Consider the following 16,915-nt stretch of genomic DNA (forward strand, 5'->3'; position numbering starts at 1 on the left):
CCGCTCACTCGTCCCCGGGGACGCCGTACGACGGCGCCGCCGTCGGGTCCAGCCCGCGGGTGACGTAGTCGTCGCGCTGCGGCAGCCAGACCGCGAGCAGGGAGCGCAGGTCGCCGAGCGGGTCCTCGCTCCAGTCGACCCGCAGGTCGGTCTCCCGCCAGTCGACCGCGCGGACGACGGCCAGCCCCGCCGAGTGCAGCGGGCCGGCCTCTCCTCCGGCGGCCAGCCCGGCCTCGAGCGCGGCCAGGAGCCGCTCCTCGAGCTCGCCGGTCGAGCCCTCGAAGGCCACGACGACCGCGTCGACCACGTCGGTCGTCGCGAGCAGGTTGCCCGCGGCCACGACACCGGAGCCGACCCGGTCGGCGTGCACCCCCAGCGTCTTCGCACCGGAGAACGCCGCCGCGGCGCCCCGCAGGTCGAGGACGGTGAGCTGGCGGTACTCGACCAGGTCGGTGCCCTGCACGAGGCCGTCCAGGGCGTCGCTCGCGCCGATGCCGGTCTCCAGCGCGTCGAGCAGGGCGGTGCCCAGGCGCGGGTCGGTGACGTTCTGCGAGGCGGCGCCGCCGACGCCGGACCGCAGGTGCAGGCAGCGCGCGGCCACCGCCGGGCTGGACGACGTGACGGCCATGCCGACCGCGCCGTTCCCGTCGGTGGCCAGGACCGAGAAGGTCACCGTGCGTCCTCCGGGATCACCGCGATCGCGTCGACCTCGACCAGCCACTCGGGCCGGGCGAGCCCGGAGACCACGAGCCCGGTGGAGATCGGGTGCACGCCCTTGGTCCAGCGCCCGATGGTGCGGTAGACGGTCTCCCGGTAGCGCGGGTCGACGATGTAGATCGTCAGCTTGACCAGGTGCTCCATCCGGGCGCCGGCCTCGCGCAGCAGCAGGTCGATGTTGGCCATCGCCTGCTCGGTCTGCGCCTCGACGTCGCCGATGCCGACCGACTCGCTGGTGTCGAGGTCCTGCCCGATCTGGCCCCGCACGTAGACGGTGTTCCCGGCGACCACGGCCTGGCAGAGGTCGTTGTCGAGGTTCTGCTCAGGATAGGTGTCGCGGGTGTTGAACGGGCGGATCCGGGTGTGGCCCCCGGCGACGATCGGCGGGTTCACCGGGCGGCTCCGTTCTCGTGGGCGAGGTAGCCCCGCTGGGTCCTGATGTGGTCGGCGAGGTACCTGGCGTCGTGCCAGACGCCCCAGATGAAGCTCGAGCCGCGCCGCGACAGCCACGGCAGGCCCAGGAAGTAGACGCCCGGCTCGGACGACACGCCCCGGCGGTGCTGCGGCCGGCCGCGCTCGTCGAAGGCGTCGACCTGCAGCCAGCTGTAGTCGGTCGCGTAGCCGGTGGCCCAGATGATCGAGGTGACGCCGGCGGCGGCGAGGTCGAGGTCGAGCAGCGGGTCGGTCACGCACGCCGGGTCCGGCCCGAGCACACGGGCCTCCGGCTCCTCCGGCAGGTCGAGGCCGTTGCGCTCCACGTAGGCGTCCGCCTCGTCCAGCAGCGCCAGCAGGCTCGCGTCGCCGCCGGCGATGTTGCGGCCCAGGTCATCCGCGAAGCGCAGCACGCCGTCGGCGTACGACGACGTCATCCCCACGAGCCGGACGCCGTCGGCGGCCAGGCCGCGGAAGTCGACCGTGCGGCCGCCGTGGGCGCCGCTCACCGCGATGGTCACGTGCTCGGCACCCTGCGGGGGTGTGTCGAGGTCCCACTTGCCGAGGACACCGAGCCACCAGCAGAAGTCGCGGCCGCGGTAGCTGCGCGGCGGGCGCTCGTGCGGGCCGACCGACAGGTACACGCGCCGGCCGGACCGCCGCAGCTCGTCGGCGATCTGCACGCCCGACGACCCGGCGCCGACCACGAGGACGGCGCCCTCGGGAAGCTGACCCGGGTTGCGGTAGCCGTTGGAGTGCATCTGCACGGGCACCGCGCCGTCCGGGACGATCGGCGGGACCACCGGCCGCTGGAACGGCCCGGTCGCGGCGACGACGAAGCGCGCGTCGAGGGTCCCGTCGGAGGTCTCCACGCGGAATCCGGGCCGGCCCTCGTTCTTGCGCACGCTGGTGACCTCGACGCCTGTGCGGATCGGCGCGCCGATCTTCTCCGCGTAGGCGACGAAGTAGTCGGCGACCTGCTCCTTGCCGGCGAACCCGTCGGGGTCGACGTCGAAGAACTCCAGCCCGGGGAAGCGGTCGTGCCAGGCCGGCCCGTTGGCGACCAGCGAGTCCCAGCGTTCGGAGCGCCAGCGCTCGGCGATGCGCGATCGCTCCAGGACGAGGTGCGGCACACCGCAGTCGCCCAGGTGTTCGCTCATCGCCACGCCGGCCTGGCCCCCGCCGACGACGAGGACCTCTGTCTCCTGGCTCGACATCCCGACCTCCGCTCCGAGCCGCAGTCCGTCGTGGGTGGTGTCGACCGCGGCGCCCGTGAGGACTCTCACCCGGCCAGGAAGTCCCTGTCCAACAGATGTTGCTGCTGCTCTGGATCGGATCCGTCGATGTTGCCGTTCATCCGCCGGACTCGTGACGCATCCCAGCAGTCGGAGGCGCGGAAGGGCGGGGGCTTCAGGCGACCGGGCGGGCTGTCGCTCCCCCGACGGTCGAACCGGGATCGTCTCCGGCAGTGGCCCTAGTCCGGAGCCGGTACCGAGCCGGGGGTCGGCGACGGCAGCCCAGGGGCGAGGAGCACGCGACGGGTGAGCCACACGTCTCCCTCACCCTGCGGGCACCGGCTCCCGGGCTGGAGCGCCAGGCGCAGTTCCCCCTCGGCCGGGACGGATGCCAGCCAGGTCGCCGTCCCGCCGGGACCGGGCTCGCACGCCCAGCCGTCCTCCGCCGTCGTGGTCAGGAGTGCGCCGTCGACCCGATAGCTCCCCCACACGGCGGGGCGGCCGGTGAACAGCCCTCCCTGGGGGTCCATCACGAACGTCCCATCCGGGTCGAACCGGATCATGAGCACGCCCTCGCCGCTCTTAAAGGAGCCGTACACCTCCTCGAGGAGCCATGCGCCCGCCAACTCGTCGGCCGTGACCGGGGCCGGCGGGGCGCACCTCGCCTCGTGGTAGTCCAGGAGCGTCCCGGCGCTCACCGGCAGCGGCAGCTCCCGCTCGGTGGCTCCGCTGGACGAGCGCACCCGCACGCGCGCGCTCCGGACGTCGCCCAGCGGCCGGCGGCAGTCCGCCGGCGCCGAGAACTCGACCAGCCCCCAGCTCCCCCCTTCCACGCGTGCCGTGGTGGATCGGTCGGGTGCCCAGCCGGCCACCTCGACGAGGGTCACCTCGGCGTCGTGTTCACCGGGGTTGAAGATCCGGAGCACGAACGCCGGGGTCTCCGTCGGGGCCTCCTCGACCGGACCGACGGCGACCGGCGCCGCCGAAGCCCCGCCCGCAGCTCCACCTCGCGAGAGGACATCGCTGCCCCCACCCACGACCAGGCCCACGAGCAGACCGCCGACCGCCAGCACGGCTACCCGGAGCCTGCTCGTGGGAGCATGCCGACCGCCCGGAGCGGCCGGCACGGGGTCGGGTGACTCCTGGACCCGTCCGCGTCCACGAGAGCCGCTCGACGACCTAGTCGTCGTCGGTCCGGGCAGAGCGGCGGGCCGTCCACCGTCGTCGCGGCGGTTCACGGGGTCCCCCGCGCGGCTCGGGTGGCAACCAGCCTCGACACGTCTCTAGGCGGATCCGGCGGACTGCTGCTCCGTCGCCCCCTGCAGCACCTCGGCAGCGAATTCGTCGATCAGCTCGGCGAGCTGCCGCGGTCGCTCGACGGGGATCTCGTGCCCGCAGTCGAGGATCTCCAGCCGCGCCCCGGGCAGGGGCGCTGCGACGGCCTCTGCGAGTGCGTCCGGGGTGAAGATCTGGTCGTCGCGGCCGCCGACCACGAGCGTGGGGACCGCGAGGTCGGCCAGCCGATCCGTGAAGGTGGTCGACGTGACCAGTTCCATGGTCCCCTGCAGGGCCGCACGCGGCACCCGGGCGGCGTCCTGGCCGCACCGCCCGAGCAGCTCGGCCGACACCGGCTGCGTGGCGTACTGCGCCACGATCGCCGCCATCCGCCCGGCATCTCCTTCGCGCGCGTACCAGTCGGCGAGCAGCTCCGGCGGCATGGGGAGCACGCCGGCCGGGCAGCCGGCCACCAGGACCTGACCGAGCACGCGATCGGGGTGGGTGCACGAGACGTACTGCGCGAACTTGCCGGACATGCTGAACCCGACCACGACGAAGCGGTCCGAACCCGCGCCGTCCGCCACGGCGATCAGGTCGTCGGTCAGTTGCTCGAGCGTGTACCCGGAGTCGGTCCGGCCAGAGGCGCCGTGCCCTCGCATGTCGAACGTGACGGCTCGCAGGCGGGAGACGTCCAGGTGCCCGATGGTGCTGTCGAAGTACGCGCCGGATCCGGCCCAGCCGTGCATGAAGAGCACGTCCGCGGGGCCCTGGCCCGTGACGTGGTAGGAGATCTCGGTCCCGTCGGTGGAACGAACGCTCGCCATGGCCCTCGCCCTCTCTGCTGCAGGTGCAGCAAGCCTCACCGGGTCCGGTCGACGCGGGGTAGAGCGGCGGCATACCGGCTCCCGGTTGACGCCTGCCGCCTCGGCCGGGCCGTGGACCGGGAGCGGTGCGATCGGGTCTGGTCCTCAGGGCGGGGGGCTGGTATGCACCGCGGAGAGATGGAATTCGGCGTCCTGGGCCCGCTCGAGGTGCGCGACAGGGGCAACGTGGTCGTTGTTCCCGCCGCCAAGCAGCGTGCGGTCCTGGCGAGCCTGCTGTTGCGCAGAGGCGAGCCGGTTGCTGTCGACCGGCTGATCGAGCAGCTGTGGGGCGAGCGGCCGCCTCCCAGTGCGCGCAAGGTGCTGCAGACGTACGTGTGCAGGCTGCGCCGCGTGCTCGGCGAGGAGAACCTGGTCACCCGTCCGCGCTGCTACGAGCTGCGGGTCGAACCCGGGCGGCTGGACCTGGAGGTCTTCACCCGGCTGGTGGCCGAAGCCCGCGGCGCCGAGCCGCCCGACGCGGGTCGCTTGCTGCGCCGGGCCCTGTCCTTGTGGCGCGGACCCCCGCTGGAGGACCTGGGCACCACGCCTGCGGGCCGGGCCGAGATCGCTCGGCTGGAGGAGCTCCGCGTGGCCGCGCTCGAGGCGCGGATCGACGCGGACCTCGCGGCGGGCCGGCCGGCGGAGGTGATCGGCGAACTCAGGACGCTGGTGGCCGCGCATCCGCTGCGCGAGCACCTGCGTGCACAGCTGACGCTCGCGCTCTACCGATCCGGTCGGCAGGCCGAGGCCCTCGCCGTGCTCCGTGACGCACGGCGTGACCTGGTGGAGGAACTCGGCATCGAGCCGGGCTGCGAACTGCAGGACCTCGAGCGCGCCGTCCTCCGCCAGGACCCGGCCCTGCGAGTGTCGGCCGAGCCCGACCACGTGCTCGGTCCCCTTCCTCCTCCGCCCCGTGTCGGTCTCACGGCCGGACATGGGACGCCCTTCGTTGGGCGACGGCACGAGCTCGCCGTCGTCCAGACCATGCTGCGCCGGCCAGATGTCCGGATGCTCACCCTCACCGGCCCCGGAGGCGCAGGCAAGACGCGGCTGGCGGTCGAGGCGGCGACGCGGATGGCTGCAGCGTTCGGGAACGACGTCCTGGTCGTCGACCTGGCGACGACCCGCGATCCTCGACTGGTGATGGCCGCGGTCGCCGAAGCCATGGGCCTCCGACGGATAGCCCCCAGCCGCGCGGGAGCGGTCATCGCCGAGCGCCTCCGACAGCGCCGGATGCTCCTCGTCCTGGACAACGTCGAGCAAGTGCTCGACGCCGCCTCCTGCCTCGCAGACCTCCTCGCGGCGGCGCCGGCCGTCACGATGCTGGTCACGAGCCGGAAGCGGCTGGCGATCCGTGAGGAGCACGTCTTCGCCGTCCCGTGCCTCGCGCTCCCGGCGGCCAGTGCAGGGCTGTCGGCACTTGCGGGATCAGAAGCCGTCGAGCTCTTCGTCGAGCGGGCCGGCACCGCCCGGCCGGGATTCGCGCTGACCCAGGCCAACGCCGACTCGGTCGCGGAGCTGTGCGTCCGCCTCGACGGACTGCCGCTGGCACTGGAACTGGCGGCGGCACGGACGCCACTGCTCTCCCCCCGGGCCATCGTCGCCCGCCTGGGACGGCGGCTCGACCTCCTCCGAACCGGCGAGAGCGACGTGCCCGAGCGCCACCGGACCTTGCGGGCGGCCATCCAGTGGAGCTACGACCTGCTCCAGCCGGAGGTGCAGCGGCTGTTCACGGCCATGGGGGTCTTCGTCGGCGGATTCACGATCGACTCGCTGCAGGACGTGGCCGGAGCGGATGAGCTCCACGTGGTGGAGGCCGTCGACGAGCTGGTGGCGGCCAACCTGCTGCGAGCGACCGACGTCGTGGGCGACGAGCCGCGGTTCGACATGCTCGAGACGATCCGCGAGTACGCAGTCGATCTGCTCGCGCACAGCGACCGAGCCCAGGACCTGAGCGAACGCCACGCGCGTCGTCACCTCCGGCTGGCCGAGCGAGCCGAACGTGCGCTGCGCGGTCCGGACCAGGTGCGGTGGCTGGAGATCCTCGACGCCGAGCACGACAACCTGCGTGCGGCGCTGTCCCGCGCGGGCGACCGGGTCGACCCCGACGTCGGTCTGCGGACGGCGGCGGCGCTCTGGAGGTTCTGGCAGGTGCGCGGCCACGTCCACGAGGGCCGCATGGAGCTGCAGCGCCTGCTCGCCACTACCGGCGGCTCCGCCGCGGCGGTGGCCGCCGCGCGGCTCTCCGCGGCACGCTGCGCCTTCATGCAGGGAGACTTCGAGGCTCTGCAGGGCTTCCTCGCGGACAGCATCCCGGAGCACCGCCGGCTCGGAGACGACCACTCGCTCGGATTCGCGCTGATGATCCTCGGCGCGGCCACCGGGGCGCGGGGGGAACACGAACACGGCGCCGCCCTGCTCCAGGAAGCACTCGCCATCTCCCGGGCATCCGGCGACGCCTGGCTGTGGTCCAGCTGCCAGGGCTACCTCGGGATCGTCCTGTCCACGGGCGGCGACCTGAACGCGGGCCGGCACGCCCTGGAGGAGGGCCTCGAGGAAGCCCGCCGCCTGCGAGACGACCGCTGCATCGGGTGGATGCTGATCAGTCTCGGCCGCGTCGCCATGGCCGGCGGCGACCAGACACGGGCCCGCGAGCGGTTCGTCGAGGCCAGAGCGGTCCACGAACGGATCGGCGACGTCTGGGGCGGCACCACCTCCCTGCACGAGCTGGCGGCGCTCGCCCTCGACGAGGGTGACCAACCGGCCGCACGCCGCCTTCTCGAGGAGAGCCTCCCGCTCGCCGTCACCGTCCACGACCAGCCGGCGATCGCCGCCGCGATCGAGCTGCTGGCTCGCATGGCCACCATGCAGTCACAGCTGCAGCGGGCCGCACGGCTCAACGGATGTGCCAGCGTCCTCGCGCACGCCCTCAACGACCACCAGCACCCCCAGCACCCCCTCGACAGCCAGCTCACCGCCCTCCGTGACGCGCTCGGCGCAGAGCGGTTCACCGACTCGTGGATGCTCGGACGCGCCATGACGCTGGACGAGGCGGTCGCCTACGCGTTGGACGACCCCGGCGATCCGGGCGCCGGAACCTGAGCCCGCGACCGCGGCCGGCGGTGGTGCAGAGCTGCCGTCCGCCGACGGTCGTTGCCGACCGTCGCCGAACACCTCGTGCACGAGATGTCCGTCGGCGGCCGTGGGCAGCGGCGTCGACCGGGTCCAGGCTGGACGTACGCCGACGACCTGACAGGAGCAGCCGCCGTGACGACCGCCCTCTCGCTCCCCCCGGAGGAGCAGACCTCCGGCACGGGTGGGCTTTCTCCGCGCTCCGCGGGCGCCGGACCTGCGAGGAGAACGCCCGGCGGTGCCCTCGCAGGTGCTGGGACAGCGGACGACGGGCTGGTCGACGACGTCGACCTCTGGGGCATGCACTCCTTCCCGGCCAGCGACCCACCCGCGAACTGGTGACCGGCGCGCGGCGGTGGCGCCGGACGGCTGGACGCCGGCCGCTGGTTGCCGGTGGTCGGCAGGAGCGGCTCGGCCCACCGGGATGGTCCGAGCCGGCAGGAGGGGAGGGAGCGCGTGCGGTCTTGGTCAGCGGTGTGCTCGGCGCGATCGTGTTCGCCCTCGTCGGCGCGCCGGCCGTGGGACTCGCGCTCGGTGGCGCTGCGGGAGGCGGGACGACGACGCGCCCCGTCGGGGATCTCCCGGTGCAGGCGGAACGGCTTCCGGGGATCGGCTGGCGCTACACCGTCCCGGCCGACCGGGGCCGGGAGGTCACGGTGGTCGTCGAGGACCGCGGCCCTCGCGAGCTCGTGCTCCTCGAACGCGGATGGGACGACCTCCTGATCACCCTCAGGCTCTCCGCCGGCCAGGCCTCCGTCCTCGCCGCTCTGCTCACCGGCGCCCGGTACAGGCTGACCGCTCCCACGAGTCGGGCGGGGTCGGGGCCCGGCCGGCCCACTCGTCGTCCGCCCGCCTGCGCCGGACCGGAGCCCAGCGCGAGGGCCTTGCTCGCCCCGGTGGTCGAGCGCGACCAGCAGTGAGCGCCGTCGGCGCGCTCACCTGTTGCCCGGACCGGGATGATCCGGGCAGCCCCGCGTCCACCGAACCGCACGAAGGGACGAGCTGTGACCGCCGTTGACGCCGTTCTCGACGAAGCCGGAGTGACGAACAGCCACGTCCGGGACCACGTGCGGTACTGGGCGGGCGTGACCGGCGCCGAACGGATCGAGGTGGTCAACTCGTCCGACGACGCCCGGTTGCTGCAGGAGGCGCTCGACGCCGGCGAGATCCTGCCGGCCGGGGACGGGCGCTACTACTCGCGCAGCTACACCAAGGACACGGCCCGGTCCGAGGAGCGCACCGTCGTCGCCACCCACGACACCGCCGACGCCGGTGTCTACAACAACTGGCGTCCCGCCGGGGAGATGCGGCCCCTTCTCGAGCAGCGGATGCGGGGTGCGTCGGCCGGAAGGACCCTGTACGTCGTCCCGTACCTGATGGCGCCGCCCGGCTCCCCGCTCGAGGCCTACGCGGCCGGTGTCGAGCTCACCGACTGCCGCACCGTGGTCCTGCACATGATCCGCATGGCCCGGGTGGGCGTGGAGCACGTGAACGACCTCGCCGACCCGGGCAGCTTCGTCCGCGGGGTGCACGTGACCGGTGACCTGGAGACGCTGGGCCAGGGCACACCGGAGGACCAGCGGTACTTCGTCACGGTCGCCGACGAGCGCACGATCCTGCACTACGGCTCCTCCTACGGCGGCAACGCGCTTCTGGGGAAGATCGCCCACGGCCTGCGCCAGGCCGCCTACGACGGCTGGAAGTCGGGGCAGTTCCTGGCCGAGCAGTTCATGCTCCTGGGGATCACCGACAGGCGGACGCGGCGGAAGTACCACGTCTGCGGCGGGTTCCCGAGCGCGTCGGGCAAGACCAACCTCGCCATGATGCTGCCCCCCGACGCTCTCGGTGACCGCTACCACGTCGAGTTCTACGGCGACGACATCGCCTGGCTGCGGGTCGACCCCGACGACGGGCGGGTCTACGCGATCAACCCGGAGTTCGGGGTGTTCGGCGTCGCCAAGGACACCAACGAGACGACCAACCCGACGGCCCTGGCCGCCCTCGGGCCCGGTACCGGCACGATCTTCACCAACGTCGCCCACAACGAGCACACGGGCGAGGTGTGGTGGGAGGGACGGACACCGGAGCCACCCGTCGACACCGCGGGCTGGCGCGACTGGACGGGTCGGCTGATCGACGAGCGTCCGGCGAGCGACCGGGACGCTCCCTGGGCGCACCCGAACAGCCGGTTCACCACCACGCTCGCGAACGTGCCGAACGTCGCCGCGGACTTCGACACCCCGCGCGGCGTCCCGGTCGACGCCATCATCTTCGGCGGCCGCACCCGGGACCGCGAACCGCTGGTCCGGGCCATTCCCGACCTGGCGGAGGGCGTCTACGACGGCCTGACGCTGGGCGCCGAGGCGACGTTCGCCGCCGAGGGGGTCGAAGGGCAGCTGCGCTACGACCCGATGTCGATGCGCCCGTTCATGAGCTATCCCGAAGGCGCCTACGCCGCCCACTGGCTCGACGTCCTCGGCCGAGCCACCGACCAGCCGGTCTTCGCGCACGTCAACTGGTTCCAGCGGGACCCCGACGACGGCCGCTTCCTCTGGCCCGGGTACCGCGAGAACCTGCGGGCCCTGCTCTGGCTGGTGCGGCTCAGGAACGGCGAGGTCACCGGTGTCCGGACGCCGGTCGGGATCGTCCCCACCAGGGAGGAGCTGGACCTGACCGGCCTGGAGATCCGCCCCGGGGACCTCGACCGGCTCCTCACGATCGACGTCCCGCGCTGGCGGCAGGAGATGACCCACCGGGAGCAGCACCTGGCCCAGTTCGACGGCCTGCCCGAGGCGATCTGGGAGGCGCACCGCCGCGTCGCCGCCGCCCTCGACGCCGAGGACGTCCGAACGCCGACGAGGGCGTAGCCGCCACCGAGCACGGGCCGCCGTCGCCGGTGGCCGGCAGGGACGGGGGCGTCCGCGTGGCCGGTGGCGCCCCTGGTCCCGGTGCCCCGGGCGCGGATGGGTGGAGCGCCGCCGAGACCGCGGAGCCCGACCGGCTCCGCTTCGAGCCGATGCGCTCGGGCTCCTGCTCGCAGTCCTCGAGGCCCCGGTCAGCGGCCGGGGGCGCGCGACCGCCGGGGCGGTGGGCTGGCTGCTCTGGCGCTACTGGCCGCTTCCTGCCTCTCACGAGCGGCGGAGCCAGTAGTCCAGTTCCAGGGCGAGTTCGAGCTCGAGCGGGTGATCGAGGACGCCGTCCGGGATGAGCCTCGAGGCGCGTTCCACCCGGGAGATCACGGTGTTGCGGTGCGTGTGGAGTTCGCGGGCGGTGCGGGCGGGACTGCGCTGGAACCGGTGGTAGAGGCGCATGGTGTCGCGGAGTTCGACAGGCGCCTCGCGGAGGGCACCGAGGGTGCGGTCGACGAAGGCCTCGGCCTCGGCCGCGTCGCGAGCCGCGAGGGTGACGGCGTCGACGTCGGCGTACGCCACGACCCTGGACCGCCCCTCCCTGAGCATCAGCCGCTGCACCTCGCGTGCGTGCTGGTGCGTGCGGCGGAACCCGTCGCGGCCCCGTCCGGTGTCCCCGAGCGCGATGCGCATGCCCGGGACACGGAGCGCGGTCAGCTCCTCCTTGACGTGGGCGACCGTCCGCGTGCTGGCGTCGTTCCACCAGACCCACAGGACGTGCGCGGAGGCCCAGATCAGACAGGTCTGGCGCGTGCCGGACTCGCGCAGCACGCGGTCGACGGTGCGCTCCAGATCGCCGTCGGAGCTCTGCGAGGGCGCCTCGTTCCAGACGATGGCTGCGGCGTGTCGCCGGCCCTTCTCGTAGCGCAGGAGGGCGCCGGCCCGGTCGTCGGAGATGGGTTCGCCGTCGAGCACGAGCATCACGGTCCGGAAGCGGTCGCCGTCGGTCGAGCCGCCGATCTCGGCGAGCAGCCGCTCCACCTGCTCGAGCAGCCGGTCCTGCGTCGCGGAGATGTAGGCGTGCAGGGAGCTGCTCGTGGCATCCAGGACGGCATCGACGGTGCGGGCGACGTCCGCCGCGCCGTTCTCGGAGACGGTGCGGAGCACCGCGGTCGTCCAGGCAGGCGTCGAAGGAGGCGTGCTCCAGCCCGCGACCAAGACGTGATGCTGCTGGCGCTGGTTCGGCTTGCGCTCGTCCGACTGGGAGTGTCAGTGGTTGCAGACAACCGCAGGCCGTCGGTTGACACGCCCCCTCCCTGCTCACGTGACAAGACAGGCAGGCCGATTCTGACGATGCGCGGACCCAAGGCCAGTCCGCCGGCTAGCCGGGGTCCGGTCTCCGAGCCGCGCCACGTCTTGGCTTGGCTTGGCCCACACGGTGCCGGCGGCGGACTTCAAGCGGAGCATTCTTCCAGGCAGTAAAAAAGCGGCTTCCAGTACGTCGAGGTCGACTCGATCGCCGCGACGGTCACCCCGCGCTCGAACAGCCAGTCGCGCATCACCGCCAGCGACCGGCTCCTCGTCGGGAACGTCCGCACCTCGCTCACCCGGCCGGCCCGGGCGCGCGCAGGTTCCTCGTCGCGAGCGGCAGCGAGCGCCGGTAGACCACCCGTCGCAGCCCCGCCTCCACCGGGCCCCTGTCACCCGGGCCGGCGAACGAAATGCCGGCACGCGACGCGCTGTTGTCAACAGCGTGCTCAACAGGAGGAGAGGCACACGATGACTGCTGAGACCACGATTCTGGCCGGAGGCTGCTTCTGGGGCGCGCAGGAACTGCTGCGCAAGCGCCGGGGGGTGCTCTCGACCCGCGTCGGGTACTCGGGAGGTGAGACGCCGCACGCGACCTACCGCGATCACGGCGATCACGCCGAGGCGGTCGAGATCGTCTTCGACCCCGACCTGATCTCGTTCCGGGAGCTGCTGGAGTTCTTCTTCCAGATCCACGACCCGACGACGAAGGACCGGCAGGGCAATGACGTGGGCCGGAGCTACCGCTCCGCGATCTACTACACCAGCGACGAGCAGAAGCGGGTCGCCGAGGACACGATCGCCGATGTCGATGCGTCGGGGCTGTGGCCCGGCAAGGTCGTCACCGAGGTGGCCGCGGCCGGTCCGTTCTGGGAGGCCGAAGAGGAGCACCAGGACTACCTGCAGAAGTACCCGCACGGCTACACCTGCCACTTCGTGCGGCCCGGTTGGGTGCTCCCCCGGCGAGCGGCGGAGCCCACCCGTTGACCGAGCGGATGGAAGCGTCGGCGCCGCCGCCATGGCGGTAGGTCAGCCCTAGGGGCGGATGTCGCCGACAACATCGGACAGGGAAGGGGCGGATGACCAGAAAGGTCATCCGCCCCGACCACTTCCGCTCCGCGGTACGCCCGGTCCCAGCTTCAGGCACCCCGCCCGGCACCCAGAGACCTGGCATGACCCGGCGGAGCCAACGGCGCTGCTGGTCACCCGCCTCCGCAGCTATCACACACCCGCCGAGCCGTGTCCACTCGGCGGGGGCGCTCCCTCGGGGCGGGCCCGCGCACTGCCGGGCCGTCATGATCGCGTACGCGGCGGTTCGCCGCCGTTCCGTGAGCCGTTTGACGCTTCAGAGGCAGTCAGTCACCCCCGTCGCCTCCGTCTTCGAGGGCACCAGGTCCGACGTGCCACCCGGCCGGGGGCGATGCCGGCTCCGCCGGGTGGACGGCGATGGTCTCCTCGAGTGCTATCGGCTCGGGCAGGACCTGGTAGCCGGGGCTACCGCCGTCCAGCCAGCGTTCACGGGCATCATCTGCTGCTGTCATGACCTGTCACCTCATCGTGGTGGTGGGTTGTGGATTGGCCTGCAGGTCCTCGGCCGTTCCGGCGACCCGCGCTCCGGTCTCACGCACGGGCAGGATCCCCGCTACGGGCAACGGTCACAACAGCCTGCGGTGACCGGACCCCGGGAGCCGGAGACGACCGCCGCGACGTCGACGGTGACCGGTCGCACCTCTGTGGCGGGGCCGTTCGCACCGCATCGCCCTGCGGGACGGTCCGACTCCCCGGATCGCTCACCGGAGCACCTGCTCACGGGACCGGCGCTCTCCCAGGGCCGATGCCGCGGCAACCGTTGCCGCCAGCCCGAGAAGGACGCGGACGTCGTGCCAGCGCGCCCACGTCCGCAGCAGGTCCTGGGTCTCGTCGTCGGTCAGCGACCCCTCGCTGAACCGGTGGTTTGCCGGCTCGTTCACGGTGAGGGTGATCGCGATCACGCCTCCGGTCGCCACCGCGGCAGCGACGGACGACGGCACCTGCCGATCACGGTGGCTCCACTGGACGATCGCCGAGGCGACGCTGACCACACCGGACGCGGCACCGAGGGGGACCATCAGCCGGCGCAGCCGGTCGACGTTCGCAGCGAACCATGCCCGGAACTCGGTCGGCGGCGTCTCGCGCCAGAAGGGGACGAGCACCGCTCGGATGAGCACCATGCCGCCCGCCAGCAGGCCCGCGAGGACTGCTGATGCCAGGGCGAGCGGCCGGTTCCAGCGTGCGACTCCGTGGTGGTGCACGTGCTCCATGACCTGCCTCCTTCGACGAGGTGGTGAGAGTGCGGGTGGACGTGGCTGACGAACTGGGCGGTAGCCCTGGGCGACGGATCGCACTCGAAGCCGCCGGACGCCGAGGCGCTGCAGCATGAGCCGGACGTCGGTGACCATCGCGACCGGTCCGCTGACGTAGAAGACGGCGTCGGGGAGCTCCTCCACCTGGCGGTGCAGCAGGTCCTCGGTGACGCTGGCTCCGGGTCACGCTCCAGGACCGCCAGCGCCAACCGGGTCTTTCCCGTGCCGCCAGGACCGGTGAGCGTCAGCAGTCCTGCGTCGTGGAAGGCCGCGGACGCCGCGGTGATGTCGGCGTCTCGACCGACCAGGGAGGTCACGGCCCGGCGCGTGGACGTGCGTTCTCCGGCCTTGGCGCGCTGCGCAGGGGCGATGTTCTCGGCGCTGGACTCGAGCAGCGGGGCCTTCGTCGCATCCGGCCCAGCCGGGATCACGGGCGGGGCCGCCAGGTCCGGATCCTGGACGAGGATCCGGTGCTCGAGTTCGGGCACTGCTGGGCTCGGATCGAGCCCCAGATCTTCGGCGAGCGTCCGTCGCAACGTCGCTGCTGCAGCCGACGCGTCGCCCTGCCGTCCGCTGCGGTACAGAGCCAGCATCAGTGACCTGGTCAAGTGCTCCCGCGACGGATGAGCCGCGGCGAGGGCCTGGGCCGACGGAACGGCCTCCTGGTGGCGCCCCAGATCCAGGAGGCGGTCCAGTCGCAGCTCGTGCGCCTGCAGGTGCAGCTCCTCGAGCTCGGCGATGCAGGGCACGGCCCAGGGCAGCTCGGCGGCGTCCGTGAGGGGATCCCCGCGCCCGAGGGCCTCGTGGAGCGAAACGAGGGTTGGAACAGGGCCTCCCCGCGCGTCGCGGACGAGTCGGCTGAAACGCACGCTGTCCACGGCCGCGGGCGGCACGTCGAGCACACAGCCGCCGGACGTCGTTCGCAGAGGCAGCTCGTCCAGCGCGCCGATCGTCCGTCGGAGGTAGGACACCATCCGGTGCACCGCGTGAGCAGCGTCGGCAGGGGGATGCCCGTTCCAGGTCGGGTCAGCCAGCAGCGACCCCGGGACCGGCTCACCGGGATGCAGCAGGAGGTAGGTCAGCAGAACGCGTGGATGACCGCGGCGGACTGCCACGGCCTTCTCACCGACCCGTACCTGGAGCGGGCCGAGGACCGAGAAGTCCACGGCCGCAGACTAGCCAGGCAGGGCGCTCCGCGGGGTCGCCGGAACAGCCGTGTGACAGGACGTCCGCTTGATTGCGCAAGGCCGCCACCGGCGCCCGCAGTCATCGCGAGCCTGGAGCAACCATGAGGCCTTCCTGCGACATCGCCGCGCTCCTCTCGACCAGGTCGACCCTCGGGCGACTCGGCCCGTACGAGATCACCGATGATCCCGACCGCGTCAGCGTCGACGTGGTCCGCGCACACCTGTCACCCGACCCGCCCGAAATCAGAGAGGTCGCCCGGACCTGGTCGCGGCACGAACAGGTCTCCGAGCCAGGACTGGGTCGTGGTGTCGGTGACGACCCGCACGAAACCGACCATGGCCGGCGGCAGCCCTCGCTCACCCCGCCGTGGCCGACACGACGACGACGGTCGACTCCGTCGCCGAGGTCCGAGCGCTGCCCAGGAGGCAGGGCCTCGAGCCGCTCTCCGCTGCCGTCATGTGCCGCTCCGGGCGACCGGAGGCACGCGGTGTCCCGTCGACAGGACGTCTCACCGCCCCACGACGGGTCGGGCCAGGTTTCCGACAGCCGGTAGGCCCGGGCCCGTCGGTGGACTGGTCCCCTCGCGACCTCGACGGCGGACCGCTCGCTGAGCGCGCGGTTCCCCGCGTCCTGGTCGCGGGCCGGGGGTGCCGGCTACCAGGTGGGCCTGACCGGCGGAAGAACGCCGCCGTTCGCCGAGAGGACGATGTCCTGGAGCGCCCTTCGGAGCACCGCCACGGCTTCGGCGCCGGCGATGTCGGCCCAGCGGTGCTCGATGTCCCCCTGGATCGTCACCGACGCCGACACCGCTGACCGGCCACGGGCGGTCAGCTGCAGCGGCTTGCGCCGTCCGTCGTCCGGGCCCCTCCCCACGCGGACGTAGCCGTGGGCGACGAGCACCCCGACCAGCTTGGCTGCTCCCTGCTTGGTCATCCCCAGCCGTTCCGCGAGCGCCGAGGCCGTGTCCGCACCGGTGCTGATGGCGTTGAGGGCGAACCCGTGGGCCGGCCGCAGAGCGGGATGCCCGGCCGAGGCCAGTTCCGCGTGCAGCGACTCCAGCGCAGTGGACACGGCCATGGCCAGCAACCGGATGAGCGGTAGGGCCTCCGCGGGAGGTGCCGGCGGCGCCGACGGCCCCTCCCGCCCCGGGTTCAGCGTGCCCACGGCACGGGCACCGGCTCGGCGCCGGCCGCTTGTGCCTTCCCGCCGGGGACGGAGGACGTGACCGTGACGGCACCGCTGTCGCCGGCGACGAGGCGGCGCTCGGCACCGGCCGGCAGCAGCACCGAGTCGCCGGTGGCGATCCGCTCCTGCGCGCCGTCCAGCTCGGCTACGAGAGCACCCTCCACGACGACGACCACCTGGTCGACGTCCACGGAGTGGACAGGCCCGGCGGCGCCGGGCGCCATGTCGGTCCGCCACACGGCCACGGGCGCAGGTCGTGGGGTGGTCGGGCTGGCATAGGTGCGCATGGTCGCGGCCGGCGTCTGCACCACGCGGGCCTCTGACAGGCGGATGAGGCTCATCGTCGAACTCCCCTTCGGAAACCAGGTCGGACAACCTGGTTGACC

General features: G+C 72.8%; 13 protein-coding genes and 1 pseudogene. 3 read left to right on the top strand and 11 right to left on the bottom strand.

Features of this window, described 5'->3' with window-relative positions:
- Positions 1–4: 4 nt before the first annotated feature.
- From ACI8AF_RS18105 to ACI8AF_RS18125, 5 genes are all read right to left on the bottom strand, one after another.
- The gene (locus tag ACI8AF_RS18105; RefSeq protein ID WP_456541129.1) at positions 5–673 is read right to left on the bottom strand and encodes a DUF1028 domain-containing protein; all 669 of its coding nucleotides are present in this window, start codon (positions 671–673) and stop codon (positions 5–7) included.
- On the bottom strand, positions 670–1,110 hold the full coding sequence (locus ACI8AF_RS18110) for a RidA family protein (RefSeq protein WP_456541130.1): 441 nt from the start codon (positions 1,108–1,110) through the stop codon (positions 670–672). Before ACI8AF_RS18110 ends, ACI8AF_RS18105 begins: the two co-directional genes overlap by 4 nt.
- Entirely contained in the window at positions 1,107–2,435 is a 1,329-nt protein-coding gene (locus ACI8AF_RS18115) for a flavin-containing monooxygenase (protein WP_456541131.1), read from the bottom strand. Before ACI8AF_RS18115 ends, ACI8AF_RS18110 begins: the two co-directional genes overlap by 4 nt.
- A gap of 188 nt (positions 2,436–2,623) precedes the next feature.
- A complete protein-coding gene (locus tag ACI8AF_RS18120) occupies positions 2,624–3,457 on the bottom strand; it encodes a hypothetical protein (RefSeq protein ID WP_456541132.1) in 834 nt (277 codons plus the stop codon).
- A gap of 210 nt (positions 3,458–3,667) precedes the next feature.
- A complete protein-coding gene (locus tag ACI8AF_RS18125) occupies positions 3,668–4,486 on the bottom strand; it encodes an alpha/beta fold hydrolase (RefSeq protein WP_456541133.1) in 819 nt (272 codons plus the stop codon).
- A 162-nt stretch (positions 4,487–4,648) separates the two neighbouring features.
- On the opposite strand from ACI8AF_RS18125, the gene ACI8AF_RS18130 reads away from it, so the two are divergent.
- Both ACI8AF_RS18130 and ACI8AF_RS18135 read left to right on the top strand, forming a co-directional pair.
- Positions 4,649–7,627 (top strand): BTAD domain-containing putative transcriptional regulator, encoded by a 2,979-nt coding sequence (locus ACI8AF_RS18130; RefSeq protein WP_456541134.1) that lies wholly within the window; start codon positions 4,649–4,651, stop codon positions 7,625–7,627.
- Between the two features lie 986 nt (positions 7,628–8,613).
- On the top strand, positions 8,614–10,524 hold the full coding sequence (locus ACI8AF_RS18135) for a phosphoenolpyruvate carboxykinase (GTP) (RefSeq protein ID WP_456541135.1): 1,911 nt from the start codon (positions 8,614–8,616) through the stop codon (positions 10,522–10,524).
- Positions 10,525–10,785: 261 nt separating this feature from the next.
- Here ACI8AF_RS18135 and ACI8AF_RS18140 read toward each other — a convergent pair whose 3' ends face one another.
- Together ACI8AF_RS18140 and ACI8AF_RS18145 are read right to left on the bottom strand one after the other, a co-directional pair.
- On the bottom strand, positions 10,786–11,673 hold the full coding sequence (locus tag ACI8AF_RS18140; protein ID WP_456541136.1) for a PucR family transcriptional regulator: 888 nt from the start codon (positions 11,671–11,673) through the stop codon (positions 10,786–10,788).
- Between the two features lie 287 nt (positions 11,674–11,960).
- Positions 11,961–12,104: a hypothetical protein gene (locus ACI8AF_RS18145; RefSeq protein WP_456541137.1), complete on the bottom strand. Its 144-nt coding sequence runs from the start codon at positions 12,102–12,104 to the stop codon at positions 11,961–11,963.
- A 181-nt stretch (positions 12,105–12,285) separates the two neighbouring features.
- On the opposite strand from ACI8AF_RS18145, the gene msrA reads away from it, so the two are divergent.
- On the top strand, positions 12,286–12,801 hold the full coding sequence (gene msrA, locus ACI8AF_RS18150) for a peptide-methionine (S)-S-oxide reductase MsrA (protein WP_456541138.1): 516 nt from the start codon (positions 12,286–12,288) through the stop codon (positions 12,799–12,801).
- 803 nt (positions 12,802–13,604) lie between these two features.
- Here the strand turns inward: msrA and ACI8AF_RS18155 are convergent.
- The 4 genes and pseudogenes from ACI8AF_RS18155 to ACI8AF_RS18170 all read right to left on the bottom strand — a co-directional run bounded on the left by ACI8AF_RS18155 (position 13,605) and on the right by ACI8AF_RS18170 (position 16,870).
- Positions 13,605–14,114: a DUF1772 domain-containing protein gene (locus tag ACI8AF_RS18155; RefSeq protein ID WP_456541139.1), complete on the bottom strand. Its 510-nt coding sequence runs from the start codon at positions 14,112–14,114 to the stop codon at positions 13,605–13,607.
- Between the two features lie 515 nt (positions 14,115–14,629).
- A pseudogene (locus ACI8AF_RS18160) lies at positions 14,630–15,130 on the bottom strand (AfsR/SARP family transcriptional regulator); the annotation flags it as partial.
- An 868-nt stretch (positions 15,131–15,998) separates the two neighbouring features.
- Positions 15,999–16,421: a MarR family winged helix-turn-helix transcriptional regulator gene (locus ACI8AF_RS18165; RefSeq protein ID WP_456541140.1), complete on the bottom strand. Its 423-nt coding sequence runs from the start codon at positions 16,419–16,421 to the stop codon at positions 15,999–16,001.
- 74 nt (positions 16,422–16,495) lie between these two features.
- Positions 16,496–16,870, bottom strand: a complete 375-nt coding sequence (locus tag ACI8AF_RS18170) for a cupin domain-containing protein (protein ID WP_456541141.1) — start codon at positions 16,868–16,870, stop codon at positions 16,496–16,498.
- Positions 16,871–16,915 lie beyond the last annotated feature (45 nt).

The sequence above is a fragment of the Blastococcus sp. SYSU D00669 genome (genome assembly GCF_054050715.1).